Genomic DNA, 15,988 nt, shown 5'->3' with positions numbered 1-15,988 from the left:
CAGACGCATCATCTCGATCGTACGTCATCGATATCAGCCGCAAACAGTCCGCCTGTTCAAGGGCGGCAAAGCGGAACGCAACAAGAAGAACGAACGCGGTCATAGAGCTCGGGAGGAGCAACGCATGCCGAAGCTGCAGCGGCGGGATTATTACGACACGGCCCGCGACATGAACTGGGCCTTCTCCTATGTCAGCGAAGACGAGGTCTTCCCCGAGGAGCTTTCGAAGAGCTTCGGCATCCACGGCGAGCAGTGGTGGGGCTGGGACGAGCCCTACAAGCTGACCTACCGCGAATACGTCCACAACCAGGCCGGCAAGGACGACGGCATCTACTCGATCCGCTCGACGATCGCGCGCTCCAATCTGTACGACAATCTCGACGCCGGCTGGAAGTCGGCGATCAAGGCGCATTATGGCGCCATTCCCGTCCCGGAATATTTTGCCTCGATCGGCGAGGCGCGCATGGCGCGGTTCGGCCGCGCCGCCGCCTGGCGCAACATGGCCGCGTTCGGCACGCTGGACGAATGCCGCCACGGCCAGGCGCAGATCTACTTCCCTTATTGCCTGCTCGGAAAGGACCCGCAATTCGACTGGGCCCACAAGGCGATGCACACCAACGAGTGGGGCGTGATCGCGGCGCGCAGCCTGTTCGACGACATGTTCACCGCCAACGACGCGGTGTCGACGGCGATCCAGCTCACCTTCACGTTCGAGACCGGCTTCACCAATCTGCAGTTCCTCGGAATGGCGTCCGACGCGCTGCATGTCGGCGACATCGAGTTCGGCGCGCTGATCTCCTCGATCCAGACCGACGAGGCAAGCCATTCGCAGCAGGGCGAGCCGACCTTGAAGATCATGATCAACAACGGCAGGAAGGCCGAAGCGCAGAAGATGGTCGACCAGATGTTCTGGCGCTCGTGGAAGCTGTTCGCGCTGCTGACCGGCATCTCCATGGACTACTACACGCCGCTGGAAAGCCGGACGATGTCGTTCAAGGAGTTCATGCAGGACTGGATCTGCCGGCAGTTCATGGATCAGTTCAAGGACCTCGGCATGAACGTGCCGTGGTACTGGGAGGAGCACTTCCTGCCGGAGCTTGACTGGGTCCATCACGCCTATCACATGGGCGTCTGGTTCTGGCGGCCGACGGTATGGTGGAATCCGGACGCCGGCGTGTCCGCCGCCGAGCGCGACTGGCTCGAGCAGAAATATCCCGGCTGGAACGACCGCTTCGGCAAAAAATGGGACGTGATCGGCGACAACGTGCGCACCGGCCAGATCGAGAAGACCTATCCGGCGACCTTGCCGATCGTCTGCAACTGCTGCCACATCCCGATCTGCAGCCCGAGCATCGGCAAGGCGCCGCGCATCACCACGCATAACGGCCGCAAGCTGAACTTCTGCTGCGAGGTCTGTGAGTGGGTGTGGAAGAGCCAGCCCGAACGCTACGATACCCATCTGTCTATCGTCGACCGCTTCCTGGCTGGCCACATCCAGCCGCCGACACTGGAAGGCGCGCTGCAATATATGGGCATCACGCCCGATGTCGCCGGCAACGACGCCCAGGCCTACGCCTGGAACGGCGCATCCCGCCTCGCGGCGGAGTGACCCGGCCGCGACGTACGGCCGGCATGGCGAGAGGCGCCGCTCACGAGCGGCGCACCTGACCGACACCACCACAGACATAACAACACATCTGGGAGGCAAGCGTGGCCCTGTTCCCGCTCCAAGCCAATTTCCGCGGCGACTTCGTCGTCATGCTGGTTCCCGTCGATGACGGCGACAGCATGAGCATCGTGGCCGACAAGGTCGCGCAGCACGCGGTCGGACTGCGCGTCGCGGAGAAGAGCGCGGCGAAATGCGTCTACTACGACGGCCGCGAATTGCCGTCCGCGATGACGGTGGCGCAATCCGGCATCGCGCCGATGGATTGGATCGAGGTGGCCTATGCCGAATGATCCTGACGTGACGTGGACGCAGGTCGCGACCTTGGACGAGTTGTGGGAAGGCGACTTCCTCGGCGTCGAGGTCGACGGCGAGGAGGTGATCGTCGTCCATCTGCAGGGCGGCGAGCTGCGCTGCTTCCAGGGCATGTGCCCGCACCAGGAGATCCTGCTGGCCGACGGAAAGGTCGATTTCGAAGCCGGCACCATCACCTGCTCGGCCCACGAGTGGGAATTCAGCATGGACGACGGCCGCGGCCTCAACCCACGCGACTGCCGGCTCTTCCGCTACGAGGTGAAGAAGGATGGCGAAGCCATTCTGGTCGGCGTGCCCAATGATGGCCGGCTGCGCCGCCTGCGCCACAAGACCGAACAGGACGCATAGGACAAGCTCATGACCGCGACAGCAGCCCCGAAACTGGTCGGCCCCGTCATCCGAGGCGTCGACGAGGACATCATCGACGCCGTCATTGCGGCGAGCGAGCAGGACAATCCGGACGTCGAGATCGTCATCGAGGATCGCGGCGGCTACGTCCGCGTCCAGGCCGACCGGAACTTCCGCCTGACGCAGAAGAGCATGCAGGCGGCGCTGGGGCGGCCGTTCCGGCTCGCCGAGATCGAGCCGAGCCTGGTGTCGTTCGGCGGACGGCTCGAATCGATGGACGACGAGTGGGTCTGGACCATCCACACAGCATAAATCCCCGGGAGGATACGTCATGACCGCAATGACCGCGAAGCCGGCTGCGCGCAAGCAGAAGAAGACCTGGAGCCTGTGGACCGAGCGCCGGCTGCCTTCGGAGTACGAGGCCGTCACCTACAAGTTCCACAGCCATTTCCGGCGCACGCCGGCGCCGTTCGAGCTGTCGGAAAACTGGTCGATCAACCAGTTCTATCTCAGGAATCGCGAAGGCTCGAAACTGAACCTGGACGATTGGGAGGGCTATCGCGATCCCCTCACCTACACCTATCGGCGCTATGTCGGCGACCAGAAGGATCGCGAGGTCTATTGCGACAACCTGATCGACGAGTTCGAGCGCCAGGACAGCTATCGCAAGCTTTCGGCGGCGTGGCTCGACTTCCTCGGCCAATCCTATCTGCCGGTGCGCTTCCCCGGACACGCGATGCAGATGAGCGCGGCCTATGTCGCGCAGATGGCGCCGTCGGCATTCGTGACCAACACCTTCTACTTCCAGATGGGCAATGAGATGCGCCGGGTGCAGCGCCAGGCCTATCTGGCCAAGGTGCTCGCGCTCGATACCGGCCGCCCCGAGCTCGCCGACAGCACCATTGCGCGGACGGTCTGGACGCAGGCGCCGCAATGGCAGGGCTTGCGCGAATTGATCGAGAAGCAGCTCATCGCCTATGACTGGGGCGAGGCGTTCGTCACGCGCAATCTGGTGCTGCGGCCGATCTTCGATCACATCTTCAATCGCGAGATTGCCGATCTGGCTCGGACGAACGACGATGATCTGCTGGCGCTGTTGCACGACGACTTCCGCAGCTACGACGAATCCTATGCGGTCGAGACCACCAAGGCGCTGGTGCGCTACGCCACCGGCAAGGTCCCCGAGCATGCCGTTCTGCTGCGGGAGTGGATCGCGAAATGGATGCCGCTCGGCGAACGCGCCGCGCGCGGCCTCAGCGAGGCGCTGTCCGCCGCCCCCGGCGCCCACAGCGCGCAGGTGATCCTGGAACGAACCATGACGGCCCACGCGCGGCTGATCGCGGATTGTGGCTTGTAGTCTGGCAGGCGCGGCCGGCGTGTTGCGCCGGCCGGCCGAAAAGGGATGGCGTTGATGACCCGGCAACTCCGCATCGAGCCCGACGGTGTCGCGATCGATGCCGTCGCGCATGACACCATCCTTCAGGCGGCGCGACGCGGGGGCGTCGTGCTGGCTTACGAATGCGGCTGGGGCAGTTGCGGCGCCTGCAAGGTGACACTCGTCGAGGGGCAGGTCGAACTGATGTATCCCGGCGCGCCGGCCGTCAATCCACGCGACGCGCGGCGCAACCGCATCCTGGCCTGTCAATCCCGCGCGATCTCGGACGTCACTATCGCGCGCGGTCCCGGCGAATGGTCCGCGCCGACGCCGCGATGCGTCGAGCAACAGGCGATCCTGCGCGGCATCGCCGATCTCGCGCCGGAGATTCGCCAGTTCAGCTTCGAGACCGCCGAGCCGATCGACTTCCGCCCGGGCCAATATGCGATCCTGCATCTCGGCGATGGCCTGCGGCGCTGCTACTCGATGTGCAACCTGCCGGGCACCAACATCCTGCAGTTCATCGCCAAGCGCTACGAGGGCGGCAGAGGCAGCAACACGCTCGCCGCCTTGGCTCTGGACGCGGGCATCACCATCGAGGCTCCATTCGGGGCCTGCACCCTGCGGCGCCAGCCGGGCCGCAAGGTGTTCGTTGCGGGCGGCACCGGCGTCGCGCCCATCCTGGCGATGCTGCGCGAAGCCGCGGATGCGGGGCTGGATTTCGGAGCGCCCGTCGACGTCATCTACGGCGCTCGCGCACCGGCCGATCTCGCCGCGGGTGACATGCTGGAAGCGGCGATCGCGCGGGTTGCCCAGGCGCGATATCTGCCCGTGGTCGAAGCCGCGCCGTCGGACTGGCCGCATGCGTCGGGCTTCGTCACCGATGCGATCAGAACGACGATCCCCGATCCGGCTGCGGCCGAGTTCTACGTCGCCGGTCCTCCCGTCATGGTCAACGCGGTCAAGTCGCTGCTGCGCGGCGCCGACGTCCCGATCACGCAGGTTCATTATGACGCTTTCGGCTAGGCCAGGCCTGCGCGGGAGCCCACCCGTCTGGGGCATGGCGCCGGGACTGCGCCGCCTCGCCGCGCGTTCCGGCAGCGCGCCGCGGCTGGCGCCGACATGGCCCTGCCGCCAGCTCGACGACACCTCGCCGGCCGGATATGCGGCGCAGCTCGCCTCGTCCGCAGGCGCGCTGACGGGTGTCGCGGAGGTCCCCGCGCCGCTGAATGCCATAGGACGCGCGTTCGCGCTCGATGACGCCCATGCGATGGGCCAGCCGGAGGCCTTCATATTCGCGCCGATCTGGCTCATCGTTCGCCCCGACGGATCGTTGCATCTGAGTCTGCGGCCGGAATGGGCGCAGAAGGTGGTGGCCAAGGGCTGGGGCACGGTCCATCCGTTCGCACGCTACATGGCCGGCGCCGTGCCGCCGCAGAGCCTCGTCATCTACGCGCCGCGCGACGACGATGAGCTGGCGATTTGCCGACGCATCATGAATGCGGCCCATTGCTACGCGACCGGCCGCATCGGCGAGGTCGCGTTGCCTGATAGCAGGTGGTGAGCGATGACGGATCTCTCGACCAGCACCGATGAAGGCGACGCCAGGCGGTTTCGCGTCCGGCTGGAACGTCCGGACGGGACGTTCACGTTCGACGCCGCCTCCGACGAATATCTGCTCTACAGCATGATCGATGCCGGCATCGACACCCCCTACATCTGCGAGCAGGGCTGGTGCCTCGCCTGCGCGGCCCGCCTGGTCTCAGGCAAGGTCGACCGCTCCGATGCGCTGACGGTCTATCCCGAAGATGCCGAAGCCGGCTTTCTTCTCTTGTGTTCGACCAAGCCGTGCTCTGATCTGGTTCTCATGCTCGACGAGCGCCAGACCCGGCGGGACATGATGCAACATCGGATCGAGCACAATCAGCTGGCCCGAGCCTATCCGCCCGGTGCACGCCTCCACTTTCGTCGCGGACGCGCCGCCCCACGGATCGACCCGTGCACCCTCTCGAAGAGATGAGCCGGTTACATCCGAGCGGCGCATCACTGTTCATTCGTCCAATATATCCAGGAACTGTTCGACCCTTCGTAGAGCCGGTTCATCGCTGCGACCGGGATAGACGACGCGATGGCCGTCGCGCTGCAGCAACCGGGAGCATGACTTCCTGATCCGACCCGGCAGCATCGTTGCGGCAATCGCCTCGGGCCCAACATCGAGACGCATGATTCCCCTTTGCCTGCAGGTGACCCTGAGCTTGGCGACAGCAAAGAAATTGCTGGCCGCAGGCGGCAACTTGCCGAACCGGCGCTGCGTTTCATCCTCGAGCTCACAAAGCTCGTCATCACTTCGGCACCGAGCGGCGCGCGCGTAGATTTCGAGCCTGACCGCATCCGACTGCACATAGCTCGAAGGAAGCAGCTCAGGGATGGGCAAGTTCAGCTCGGGAATCCAGAGTGCGGACATTCCGTCGCGATCGCCCTCCAGGGCGAGCGTCAGAAGGTGGCCGTAGAGCGTCGGCCCGAACACCTGCATGTGGCCGGACTGTCGATCGGAGCGCAGGTCGCCGCCGCCGCGGAGGTCGAGGTCGCGAGCGCTGATTGCAAAACCAGCGCCCGGCCGGTTCAATTCCTCCAGAACGGAAAGCCGCTTTTCCGAGCGATCGGAGCCGCCTTCCGTCAGGAAGTGTGCGAACGCCCGGATGCCGCCGCGCCCGACTCGCCCCCTGAGCTGATGCAGTTGCGCCAGGCCGAATTTCTCCGGCCAGCACACCACGATGGTGTTCGCACGTGGAATGTCGAGGCCGCTTTCCACGATGTTGGTTGCAAGCAATACATCGGCACGGCCTTCGACGAAGGCCATCAATCGCTCGTCGATCTCGTCCGTCGGCAACTTGCCATGAATGGTGATGATACGGAGTTCTGGCGCCAGCGCGTGGATCCTGGCCAGCATGGGATCCAGATCCTGGATCCGGGGACAAACGACGAAACTCTGACCGTTACGCCTGTGCTCGCGACTCAGGGCAGCGGCGATCGCGATGTCCGACAGCGGTGCCACCTTGGTGGCGACCGGGACACGATGGACCGGCGGGGTTGCGATCACGCTGAGATCCCGCAAACCCGTCAAGCCGGCCGCAAGGGTGCGGGGGATCGGTGTCGCGCTCATCCAGAGCCTGTGGCCGTTCTTGTTGAGGCCCGACAGCATGGCTTTCTCGGCGGCGCCGAAATGCTGCTCCTCATCGATGATGATCAGGCCGAGTTCGGCAAACCTCACCTCCTTGGATGCGAGCGAGAGGGTTCCGACGACGACCTTGAGGTCTCCGCTCTTGAGGCGCTCCCTCACCTTTCGCGCTTCTGTGGCCGAGGCGACCCGCGACAGGTTTCCGACTTCGATGCCAAGAGGCGCAAAGCGCCTGCGGAACGTTTCGACATGCTGTTGTGCCAGCACCGTCGTCGGCACGACGATGGCGACCTGCTTTCCTGCCAGCACGGCGGCTGCCGCGGCGCGCAGCGCAACCTCGGTTTTGCCGAAGCCGACGTCTCCACAGACGATCCGGTCCATCGGATGCCCCGATGCAAGATCATCCAGCACGTCGCGAATGGCCTTGGCCTGATCGGGGGTGGTGAAATAGGGAAACCGCGCAACGAACTTCTCATAGACGGCAGGGCGCGGCACGAGCTTCGGAGCCAGGCGACGCCGGCGCTGGCGCATCTGCTTGGCAAGCTCCTTTGCGACCACCTGAACCTCCGTCTCGGCCGCAGTTCGCCGCGGCCGCCACGAGCTGCCGTCGGCCTTGTCCAGCGAGGTGTCCCCGAGTTCAGCGGCATACGGCCAGATCACGGCCAGTTCGGCGATGGGGACGAGAACGGCGTCATTTCCTGCGAAGACCAGCCGGACCATCTCGCGCGCCGAAACATCGCCTGTGCCCATCGACCTCAAGCCGCCAAGGCGTGCCAGTCCTCGTTGCAGATGAACGACCACGCCTCCCTGCTCGGGCAGGTCCACCGCATCGAAGCCGGGTGTCCACGCCCGGTTCGGCGGGTGCGGCTGGTGCGCCCTGCTGCCGAGCACGTCGGCAGCCGTGATGACCACGAGCGGCTTTTTCCCGGGAACGACGAAGCCGGCGTCGAAGCCAGCCAGCAAGGCGCTCTGTCGCCTCCCTTTCGAGGTCGCCTGCGCCCAATCACCGACGCATTCGGCCTTGACGCCGCTCATCCGACCCATGAGACGCAGATCCGTTTCCACCGCGGCGACGAAGAGCACACGCGCGTCACTGCGCTGGGCTTCCTCGACGAACCCACGCAGGGCCTTGCGCGGAGACGCGGTCTTGTAGAACTCCGGGGTCGCACGATACGGGGTGGTCGGCGGCAACACGGTGATCTTCTTCGCCGCCAGCTGCCATTCGCTTCGGCTGAGATAAGTACGATCACGCTCGCCGCGGGCGGCCGCATCCTCGATCGTGCCCAGCCACGTGTCGGCATGCTTGGGCACGGTGCTGTCGGCGATCCATTTGGCGCGCGCGCAGTAGTCGAAGATGCTGGACTTTGTTCTGGTTCGTTTTCCGAACGCCAGCTGCTCGGACATCGGGTCGATCAGGAGCTCCCTCGTTTCGGAAATCACCTCCTGATCCGTCGGATCGAAAGCCGCAATGCGCCGGATCCTCCCTCCCGAGTGCTCTATCCTCAATGGTCCGGGAGCGCCGGCCGGGAATATTTCAAAGGTGTTGCCGTGAAACAGAACTCCACCGGGATAATCCGGACTGTCGTCGAGATCGTAGCCGAGAGCCTGCAGACGCGCCTCGAAGTCCTGCTCGGAATAGGCGGCCCCGGTTCGAAGTGGAAACCCGATACGGGACCAGTTTGCAGGCAACGGCAGCAGCTCCATGATCGCCTCCGCTGTCGTGATCAGCAGCATCGGCTTCCTTGCCGTGGCAAGGCGTCTCAAGGCGGAGCTCCGCCTGCCCGCGATATCACGCGACGGCTGCAGCTGATCGAACGGAAGCGTGTTCAAGCGGGGATAGACCAGCACATCACAAGCCGGCTCGATAATCGGGACGATCGACCCCAACCGCTCGGCTCGGCTCTCATTCTCGGCGAGGAACACGAGGCCGTTTCGGCCGGAAGCGCGCCATTGCTCCGCGAGATACAGCGCCAACATGCCGAGCGGCGACGCGGACGAAATGCCGGTCCGAACCGGAGCCTTCCTCTTTGGCGCAACAGCCGTCTTCTTCTTCCGCGGGGCGGCCTTTGACGACGCGGATTGATTCGCCGATGTGGTCTTGCGCAGCGTTGCGCTACGGGAGGTACGAAGAGCAGTGGTCACTGAAGTCTCGTGTTGAATTGACGAATGCGAGGCAAGCCTGTGCGAGGCAAGCCTGCGAATCTTTGGTGAGCTTTAGCGGATTCGGTGGCTTCGAGGGATCCAAACTTCGGAGTGTCGATCACCGTGCCCTCCTCGAGCGCAACGGTGTCACCAAGCAGCACCATCGTCGCAGTCCAGATGGGCACGCCCGGTCGCGGAGACAACTGCGACACAGAGCTTCGCGATTGAATGACTATGCTGCGAACGCGTCGATAAGCGCGCTCGCGGCCTTGGTGACGGGGCTGCCAGGAGCTCACGCGCCGTGCCGAGGCGGCGGAGGGAGCATCAACTGCAGCCCGACGGTCAGGCCGTGAGAGCTACGCGCAGGCCGCGCCTGCCAAATCTCATCTCTCATCTTCCTCTCATCCTCACGATTGTCAAACGGCCACTTGCCCTCGCTTGAGACATGCGTCTCGATACGTGCGCACGCGATCTCGCGGCCAATGGGCCCGAGGGATGCGGTGGTCGCGCGCCCCTGAAATGCGAGAGGCGCAGGGAGAGCCGGACCTCGACTGAGGCCCGTGGCCCGCCTGCAGAAAAAAATGCAGGCGGCAGGTACCACAGGTCCAGCCGGACGATCCGGCCCTCCCTGCGCGATAGTGTTACGGTGTCCTTCGTGCTCTCCTTGGGGACCGGGCTTTCTTGCCCCCATCACCCGCGCTGACGCTTGCGCATCAGCAGCAGGCTTGACCTCAGCATCGGGAGGCCGGGACCACACGACTTCGCCGTCCGCGACGCATACGCTCGTCTGGCGCAGCATCCACGTCCATCGCAGCCCACCTCACGTATCGTGACGACGCGTACGCCCTCTGCACGAAGCGGGATGCAGGGAGTGAACCATATCTTTCGGAAAAAGTGAAGTTGAATATTTTTGCGTACAGGGCTTGAAAGAGAGCAAACGATTGGAATTCAATCGGAAATCACCACGCATTACACAATACCATCGCGGCGCATCTACCGTCGGCTCTTGAAGGGCTCGCCAGGCAAAGCGGGGCCAGTTCGCAACCGATCGCGAGGTCGAGGCTCGCCTTCCAATGCTTCGATCGATGAAGATGCATCCTTCCCGGAAGCAATGCCTCCCTGACGAAATCTACCAATGAGTCGCCCGAGGCCAGGACGCATCAGGCAGCCAAGAAGAACGCCGAGCATTCCACAGCCGGTGAGTTGATAGTCCCATTGCAGCCCGGCGTGTCCAGAGCTGCTTACCAGCGCCTTATATACAATCAGGAACAGCACCGTACTGAATACGAACCGCCGGAAAAATTTTCTGACCAGGGAGAACAGCGCTCCAAACACAAATCCGACGAGAATGAAAAACGACTGCCCCCTCAAGTGAGACACAGACAGTTCCGCGACAGATCCGTCACCGAAGTTGCATAGAATAGAAGCGCATCACGAGAAACGGAGGGCTGGCTAACAACTACGACACGCTAGACGCGCCCGCACCTCGGCCAGGCGAGTTCAAGACGACGGCAAACTGCTGCTCGAATCTTTTCTGCTGTCCAGTACTTGGAAAATAGACAAGGCGCCCGGTGTTGATCACGTTGAAGCCATCCTTTGTCAGCCGGGGTTCCAGAATCCGGCAGACGTTCGCCTTAATCAGTATCAGCGGCACGCCGCGATCAGACAATAGGCTGGACAGGTCCTCGACGAGGAGCGGGTAATCGCCTTCGATCAGCGCGTCTCGATCCCTATCCGCATCTCGCGGGAGCTTATCGACTTGATGGTAGGTCGCGTCGACCAGAACCCAACCCTTACTCTGAAAGTCTCTGAGACCCACTTCTTTGGTCGCAGGGGTGGCCTTCAATTGGCGCATTAAGGCAGCGAACAACGGCTCCTTGATCGAGCCGGTCGGATCATAGAAATATTTTCCAGAAGACGGCGGCGATTCCGCGACGATGACAAGCTTGGCGACGCTGGGCTCATAACGGAGCCTCAGCGCGAGATAGTAGTCCTGTCCCCTCGCGATCATCGACGTTGCCCTCCTTCGAACGACCGCGATCACGGACGTGATCCGGAGCTTCGGCCTAGCACAACGAGCTATCGTTCACTGCCGATTTGCCCGTGGCACCACGCTTCTTCCCGCGGGCTACTCGTAGCGAGGCTGCGCCTCTCCGCCCGCGTCAGCCGATCGGCCCGGCCCTCCCTGAGCGAATGGCTCAAAGGGTCGTCCGTGCTCTCGTTGGGGACCGGGCTTTGTTGCGCGAGCATCGCGCTAGTCGGCATGCCCGCATACGAGAATTCTTAGGCCTTGGTTGCATTGCACCGCAGCGTTGCCAATCGACTGAATTGAGCGCAGGCTCTCCCAAAAGGCCTAAACCGCACCAGGGGAGACGCGCATGAAAGAGCCGGGACTCGACGGGCGCCATCGCGACAAGGATGGCGAGATCAGCAGGAAGCATGGCAACACGCTGGTCGGCACGTTGCGCAAGATCTATGGAAAGCCGTTCGCGGCGGGCTATCCGGAGACGACCGTACTCAGCGAGGTGCTGCATCAGCTCAACGAGACGTCGCTGAGCCAGTTGCGCAGGGATCACGGCACCGGGCATCTGGAGCACAAGATCAAGCAAGCGTCGAAGTGACGCTGAGCGATCCGAAGCGGCTGCGCTTCATGGTTCACCGCACTGCGATCGTGACCCGCTCAGCCGGTTCGGCCGGCTGATCTGTTGCGCCGACCATGCCGTCGGCGCAAGCGCGCACGGCCGCAACCCGGCGTGGGACCGGGGAGGAAACGGCAGCGAAGCTGCCACAGCGCGTGGCGCGGCCGAGGTCCGGAATGCGAGGCGTCCTGCGATCACGATCTTCCTTGCGGAAAGTGCTGGGCGGGCTCGGGGATCACGACCCAATCGTGCCTGCTCTGCTCCCAGACCGATCGAACGGGCGCCGGGTATGTCGGGTCGCAGATCGCCCCGACGGCGATCCCGATCGACGTGGGGTGCTTGCCGGCGCGGGCGTAGACGGTGGAGCCGCAGCGCGGGCAGAAGAAGGTCTCGAACGTGCCGCCCGTTGCCGTCGGCCGGACATAGCGGGTCGCCTCGCCGGTGATCCCGACGCGATCCTCCGGGTAGTAGGCCAACACGCCGAACGGTGCCCCGCTTCGCCGCTGGCAATCGCTGCAATGACAGGCGATGACCACCGCGCTCGGGCCCGGCAAGCGCGCCGAGAGTTGCCCGCACTGGCACCTGGCTTCCATCGTCAACTCCCCTTCTTTGCCGCATCATAACGCCGTGCGCAGGGTCGGCAACGACGTGGCCGTCGCGTCCCTGCCGGGCCGCATCGTCTGGCTTGATTGGCGTGCCGACATGGCGCTGATGAAGCCATCGGCGACGAGACCGCGGTGATCGCGCCGGCACGTGGCCGGGCCGCTCGTGATCGCGATCCACGGATGTCGCCGGCCGCCGACAACCGCAAGATCGGTCGAGCGCGCCAGGTCCGCATGCGCTTGACTGGGGATGCCACGGAGAACGGGACGATGACGGCGGCGCTTCGCAACTACCATGCCCGGATGCAGCGGGTGCTGGATCACATCGACCGCCACCTCGATGACGATCTGGATCTGGACGCGCTGAGCGGCATCGCGGCCTACTCGAAATATCACTTCCACCGGCAGTTCACCGCGACCTTCGGACTGTCCGTGCATCGCTACGTCCAGCTCGCCCGGATGAAGCGCGCGTCGTACCGGCTCGCTTATGCGGATGCCCAGAGCGTCACCGCCATCGCGATGGATGCCGGCTATGACGCACCGGACGCCTTCGCCCGCGCCTTTCGGCAGCGGTTCGGGCAATCGCCGTCGTCGTTCCGGAAATCTCCCGACTGGGAGCCGTGGCTTGCGGCCTTCGAACCTCTCGACAATGCCAGGAGCAAGCTGATGCAGACGATCTACACCGCCGACGACGTGACCATTCGCGATGTGCCGGCGACGCCGGTGGCAATCATGGAGCATCGGGGCGACCCGGCGACGCTCGGCGCCACCATCCAGCGGTTCATCGCCTGGCGCAAGGCCGCCGGCCTGCATCCCATGACGCATCCGACCTTCAATGTCTGGCGTTCGGAGCGGCGTCCTGCCTCGCCTGCGGACTACAGCGTGGATCTTTGCGTCGGGATCGACAAGCCGACCGACGCCAATGGCGAGGAGGTCAAGGCGGGCGAAATCCCCGGCGGACGCTGCGCGGTGCTCCGCGTCGTCGGCCATACGCACAATCTGGAGCCCGCCGCGCTCTACCTCTACCGCGACTGGCTTCCAGCCAGCGGCGAGGAGGCACGCGACTTCCCGATCTATTGCCAGCGGCTGAGCTTCTTTCCGGAGGTGCCGGAGCACGAGACGGTGGCGGAGCTGTTTCTGCCGCTGAAGTAGCGTCCAACGACGGTGACGCAACTCGTTCGGCCTCTGAAGCTCGAGATGGACGTCACGTTTGCAAACCGTGTCAGGAAAGCCCGCGCATGGGCTTTCCTGATCCTGAACGACATCGACAGATGCCGTTACTTCGGCAGGCTGCCCGCCTGGTTGGTGCCCGGGCCGACATTGCCCTGGCTCGACGAGGTGGAATCGCGGCCGGACTTCATGTTGCTGCCGGTGGTCTGCGACGAGGTCGCCGGGGCCGCGGCGTTGTGCTTCTTGTGGTGCTTCGCCTGTGCGGCGAGCGGCACGGCGGCGAGGCTGGCGGCGACGATGGCGGCCATCGCGAGTTGGGTCGTCTTCATGGATTGATCTCCATCAGGTTGAACTTCACGCACGCCCAACCGCTCGACGACATCGGAGTTCCGAGAAGGCGGGATCAACGATTGTTGTGACGCCGCGGCCGCGCTCGTTCAGCCGCGGTTCAGCTGGCCCTAGGCCGAGGCCGGCACGCGCGCGGCCTCCGCAGGCCGCGTCCGCGGAAACGGCCGGAACGTCAGCATCATCATGACAGCGCCGAGGCCCATCAGCCAGGAGCCGACATAGAGCCACGTGTAGCTGGCGAAGCTGTCGTAGATCAGGCCGCCGGCCAGCGGACCCGTCGCCATGCCGAGGCTGCCGGCCATCGCCGTGCCGCCGATCACCGTGCCCATGATGCTTTGCGGAAAGTTGTCGCGCGCGATCGCGGCGTAGAGCGGCATCGTGCCGGCATAGAGGAAGCCGAAGGTCGCTGCGACCGCATAGAACGCGGCGAGGTCGCGCACGAACACGTAGGCCAGCGCGCCGAACGCCTGCGCCAGCAGGCCCAGCACGAGCACGCGCTTGGCGCCGAAGCGGTCGCCGAGCAGGCCGAAGGCGATGCGGCCGCCGAGGCCTGCGAGCCCCTCGACGCTGTAGATCGTCACCGCCGCCATCAACGGAATGCCGCAGGTGACGGCGTAGCTGACGGTGTGGATGATCGGGCCCGAATGCGTAGCGCAGCAGAAGAAGTTGGTGGCGAGCAGGATCATGAATTGCGGCGAGCGCAGCGCCACGGATCGCGTCATCTCGGGCGGCCCGGCGGTGGGACCGGACGCGACGGCGTCGCCGGGCGCTGACGATGGCGGGCGGCCCACGAGCAACGACGTGGGAATCATGATGGCGGCAACGATCGCGGCGATGCACTGCATCGCGGTGCGCCAGTCGTAGCTGGAGACCAGCCAGGCCGCGAGCGGCGACATCGTCATCGGCGCCACGCCCATGCCGGCCGAGACCAGCGAGACCGCGAGGCTGCGATGGGTGTCGAACCAGCCGGTGACGGTCGCCATGACCGGCGGAAAGATCGCCGCTGTCGCGATGCCTGCGATCAGGCCGAACAGCAGCTGGAACGCCAGCAGCGACGATGTCAGGCTGGCCAGCAGTAGGCTCAAGGCGAGCAGGATCGAGCCGATCAGCAGCACGGGACGCGGGCCGATGCGGTCGGACAGCGTGCCCCAGGCCATGCTGGTGCAGGCCATCGCCAGGAAGGCGATCGTCAGCGCACTGGAAATGCCGGCGACGGACCAGCCGGTGGCGGCGGCCATCGGCTTGAGGAACACCGGCAGCGAGAACAGGCCGCCGACGGCGACGCAGCCGAGCACGCCTCCGGCCGCCACGATCACCCAGCGATAATTCGATGTGTTCATCTTGCGTCTCCTGCAGATTTCATCTGCAAGACGAGCGGGCGATCTCCGGGACGACACCCGCCGAAATGTTTTTAGCGAAGGGCCTTGCGGAACTCCGCTGCCGTGGCGCCGGCTCACACCGGAATCATGCCGTGCTGGCGCTTGGTCTCGGCGGTCTCGTCGGAGACGAGATATTCGATGAACGCGCGCGCGGCTTCGGTGTGCGCGCCAGTCTTGCACAAAGCGGCGGCGAACACCGTGCCCGGCTGCAGGGATTCCGGCAGCAGGCCGACGATGTCGATGCCGGGCGCGCCGAGCATCTCGCTGAGCTGCTGGAAGCCGATTTCGACCTCGCCGTCGGCAAGCAGCTTTGCGACGGGAATGCCGGGCTTGGCCTGGACCAGGCGCGAGGCGCCCTCGCCCTCCAGGCCCCAGCCGCGCGCGAGCGCCTGCACGTGGGTGCCGCTCGGGCCGGTGGAGATGCCGATCGCCTTGGCGCTCTCCATCGCCTTGCGCACGGCGGCTTCGTCGAGCGGATCGGGCTTCGCAGCCCCTGCACGCACCGCCATCGCCATCGGCGATTCCGCGATCTCGATGATGCTGCCGGGCACGAGGTGGCCGTCGGCCTCGAGCTTCTGCAGCGCATCGGAGGCGAGCACCGCGAAGTCGAACGGCTCGCCGGCACGGATGCGCTTGGCCGCATCGACGCCGCCGACGGATTCGATCGTGATCACCTCGCCGGTCGCCTCCTCATAGGCGGCGGCAAGCTCGGACAGGATCTGCCTCGTCGCCATCGAGGAAATGCCGGCGGCGAATACGCTCATGGGTGGCTCCGTTCAGCGAGGTTTCCGCGGGCGCTGCACAACGGGCGGCGCCGATCGTCTCT

17 protein-coding genes are annotated in these 15,988 nt (G+C 64.8%); 11 read left to right on the top strand and 6 right to left on the bottom strand.

All coding sequences use genetic code 11. The features are described 5' to 3' along the window. Positions 1–124: 124 nt before the first annotated feature. From S58_RS05280 to S58_RS05245, 8 genes are all read left to right on the top strand, one after another. A complete protein-coding gene (locus tag S58_RS05280; RefSeq protein ID WP_015664213.1) occupies positions 125–1,609 on the top strand; it encodes an aromatic/alkene/methane monooxygenase hydroxylase/oxygenase subunit alpha in 1,485 nt (494 codons plus the stop codon). A gap of 101 nt (positions 1,610–1,710) precedes the next feature. Continuing rightward, a complete protein-coding gene (locus S58_RS05275; protein ID WP_015664212.1) occupies positions 1,711–1,959 on the top strand; it encodes a toluene-4-monooxygenase system B family protein in 249 nt (82 codons plus the stop codon). 7 nt (positions 1,960–1,966) lie between these two features. Then, positions 1,967–2,329, top strand: a complete 363-nt coding sequence (locus S58_RS05270; RefSeq protein ID WP_244440712.1) for a Rieske 2Fe-2S domain-containing protein — start codon at positions 1,967–1,969, stop codon at positions 2,327–2,329. A 9-nt stretch (positions 2,330–2,338) separates the two neighbouring features. After that, on the top strand, positions 2,339–2,641 hold the full coding sequence (locus S58_RS05265) for an MmoB/DmpM family protein (RefSeq protein WP_015664210.1): 303 nt from the start codon (positions 2,339–2,341) through the stop codon (positions 2,639–2,641). Positions 2,642–2,660: 19 nt separating this feature from the next. After that, positions 2,661–3,686, top strand: coding sequence for an aromatic/alkene monooxygenase hydroxylase subunit beta (locus tag S58_RS05260; protein WP_015664209.1), 1,026 nt, complete (start codon positions 2,661–2,663; stop codon positions 3,684–3,686). 54 nt (positions 3,687–3,740) lie between these two features. Further along, the gene (locus tag S58_RS05255; protein ID WP_015664208.1) at positions 3,741–4,730 is read left to right on the top strand and encodes a 2Fe-2S iron-sulfur cluster-binding protein; all 990 of its coding nucleotides are present in this window, start codon (positions 3,741–3,743) and stop codon (positions 4,728–4,730) included. Positions 4,731–4,764: 34 nt separating this feature from the next. Then, entirely contained in the window at positions 4,765–5,268 is a 504-nt protein-coding gene (locus S58_RS05250) for a luciferase domain-containing protein (protein WP_042338793.1), read from the top strand. 3 nt (positions 5,269–5,271) lie between these two features. Next, positions 5,272–5,724, top strand: a complete 453-nt coding sequence (locus S58_RS05245; protein ID WP_015664206.1) for a 2Fe-2S iron-sulfur cluster binding domain-containing protein — start codon at positions 5,272–5,274, stop codon at positions 5,722–5,724. 30 nt (positions 5,725–5,754) lie between these two features. Here the strand turns inward: S58_RS05245 and S58_RS05240 are convergent, their stop codons facing one another. Together S58_RS05240 and S58_RS05235 are read right to left on the bottom strand one after the other, a co-directional pair. Then, positions 5,755–8,859, bottom strand: a complete 3,105-nt coding sequence (locus S58_RS05240) for a DEAD/DEAH box helicase (RefSeq protein WP_042338791.1) — start codon at positions 8,857–8,859, stop codon at positions 5,755–5,757. A 1,624-nt stretch (positions 8,860–10,483) separates the two neighbouring features. Next, on the bottom strand, positions 10,484–11,068 hold the full coding sequence (locus S58_RS05235) for a hypothetical protein (protein WP_144058245.1): 585 nt from the start codon (positions 11,066–11,068) through the stop codon (positions 10,484–10,486). A 334-nt stretch (positions 11,069–11,402) separates the two neighbouring features. Here S58_RS05235 and S58_RS05230 point away from each other — a divergent pair, with 334 nt between their 5' ends. Further along, on the top strand, positions 11,403–11,645 hold the full coding sequence (locus S58_RS05230; protein ID WP_015664203.1) for a hypothetical protein: 243 nt from the start codon (positions 11,403–11,405) through the stop codon (positions 11,643–11,645). 212 nt (positions 11,646–11,857) lie between these two features. Here S58_RS05230 and S58_RS05225 read toward each other — a convergent pair whose 3' ends face one another. Next, positions 11,858–12,256: a GFA family protein gene (locus tag S58_RS05225; RefSeq protein WP_015664202.1), complete on the bottom strand. Its 399-nt coding sequence runs from the start codon at positions 12,254–12,256 to the stop codon at positions 11,858–11,860. Between S58_RS05225 and S58_RS38270 the strand changes: the two genes are divergently transcribed. After that, positions 12,192–12,404 carry a hypothetical protein gene (locus S58_RS38270; protein WP_015664201.1) on the top strand — a complete coding sequence of 71 codons (213 nt, stop codon included), beginning with the start codon at positions 12,192–12,194 and terminating at the stop codon, positions 12,402–12,404. The genes S58_RS05225 and S58_RS38270 overlap by 65 nt on opposite strands. A gap of 131 nt (positions 12,405–12,535) precedes the next feature. Further along, a complete protein-coding gene (locus S58_RS05220) occupies positions 12,536–13,417 on the top strand; it encodes an AraC family transcriptional regulator (protein WP_015664200.1) in 882 nt (293 codons plus the stop codon). A 125-nt stretch (positions 13,418–13,542) separates the two neighbouring features. Here S58_RS05220 and S58_RS05215 read toward each other — a convergent pair whose 3' ends face one another. The 3 genes from S58_RS05215 to S58_RS05205 all read right to left on the bottom strand — a co-directional run bounded on the left by S58_RS05215 (position 13,543) and on the right by S58_RS05205 (position 15,926). After that, a complete protein-coding gene (locus tag S58_RS05215) occupies positions 13,543–13,764 on the bottom strand; it encodes a hypothetical protein (protein WP_015664199.1) in 222 nt (73 codons plus the stop codon). Positions 13,765–13,893: 129 nt separating this feature from the next. After that, complete coding sequence (locus S58_RS05210) at positions 13,894–15,123, bottom strand: MFS transporter (RefSeq protein WP_015664198.1); 1,230 nt, start codon at positions 15,121–15,123, stop codon at positions 13,894–13,896. Between the two features lie 113 nt (positions 15,124–15,236). Then, complete coding sequence (locus S58_RS05205) at positions 15,237–15,926, bottom strand: substrate-binding domain-containing protein (RefSeq protein WP_015664197.1); 690 nt, start codon at positions 15,924–15,926, stop codon at positions 15,237–15,239. Between the last annotated feature and the right edge of the window lie 62 nt (positions 15,927–15,988).

This window comes from Bradyrhizobium oligotrophicum S58 (assembly GCF_000344805.1).
Taxonomy (GTDB): domain Bacteria; phylum Pseudomonadota; class Alphaproteobacteria; order Rhizobiales; family Xanthobacteraceae; genus Bradyrhizobium; species Bradyrhizobium oligotrophicum.
The sequence above is the reverse complement of the archived record's forward strand: the minus strand, read 5'-3'. Positions and strand labels throughout refer to the sequence as shown.

Coding starts and splice junctions, on each gene's coding strand:
- S58_RS05210 (WP_015664198.1), bottom strand. CDS start 15,123: ATGAACACATCGAATTATCGCTGGGTGATCGTGGCGGCCGGAGGCGTG.
- S58_RS05220 (WP_015664200.1), top strand. CDS start 12,536: ATGACGGCGGCGCTTCGCAACTACCATGCCCGGATGCAGCGGGTGCTG.
- S58_RS05215 (WP_015664199.1), bottom strand. CDS start 13,764: ATGAAGACGACCCAACTCGCGATGGCCGCCATCGTCGCCGCCAGCCTC.
- S58_RS05205 (WP_015664197.1), bottom strand. CDS start 15,926: ATGAGCGTATTCGCCGCCGGCATTTCCTCGATGGCGACGAGGCAGATC.
- S58_RS05260 (WP_015664209.1), top strand. CDS start 2,661: ATGACCGCAATGACCGCGAAGCCGGCTGCGCGCAAGCAGAAGAAGACC.
- S58_RS05245 (WP_015664206.1), top strand. CDS start 5,272: ATGACGGATCTCTCGACCAGCACCGATGAAGGCGACGCCAGGCGGTTT.
- S58_RS05240 (WP_042338791.1), bottom strand. CDS start 8,859: ATGTTGGCGCTGTATCTCGCGGAGCAATGGCGCGCTTCCGGCCGAAAC.
- S58_RS05265 (WP_015664210.1), top strand. CDS start 2,339: ATGACCGCGACAGCAGCCCCGAAACTGGTCGGCCCCGTCATCCGAGGC.
- S58_RS05230 (WP_015664203.1), top strand. CDS start 11,403: ATGAAAGAGCCGGGACTCGACGGGCGCCATCGCGACAAGGATGGCGAG.
- S58_RS05250 (WP_042338793.1), top strand. CDS start 4,765: ATGGCGCCGGGACTGCGCCGCCTCGCCGCGCGTTCCGGCAGCGCGCCG.
- S58_RS05255 (WP_015664208.1), top strand. CDS start 3,741: ATGACCCGGCAACTCCGCATCGAGCCCGACGGTGTCGCGATCGATGCC.
- S58_RS05225 (WP_015664202.1), bottom strand. CDS start 12,256: ATGGAAGCCAGGTGCCAGTGCGGGCAACTCTCGGCGCGCTTGCCGGGC.
- S58_RS38270 (WP_015664201.1), top strand. CDS start 12,192: ATGACCACCGCGCTCGGGCCCGGCAAGCGCGCCGAGAGTTGCCCGCAC.
- S58_RS05280 (WP_015664213.1), top strand. CDS start 125: ATGCCGAAGCTGCAGCGGCGGGATTATTACGACACGGCCCGCGACATG.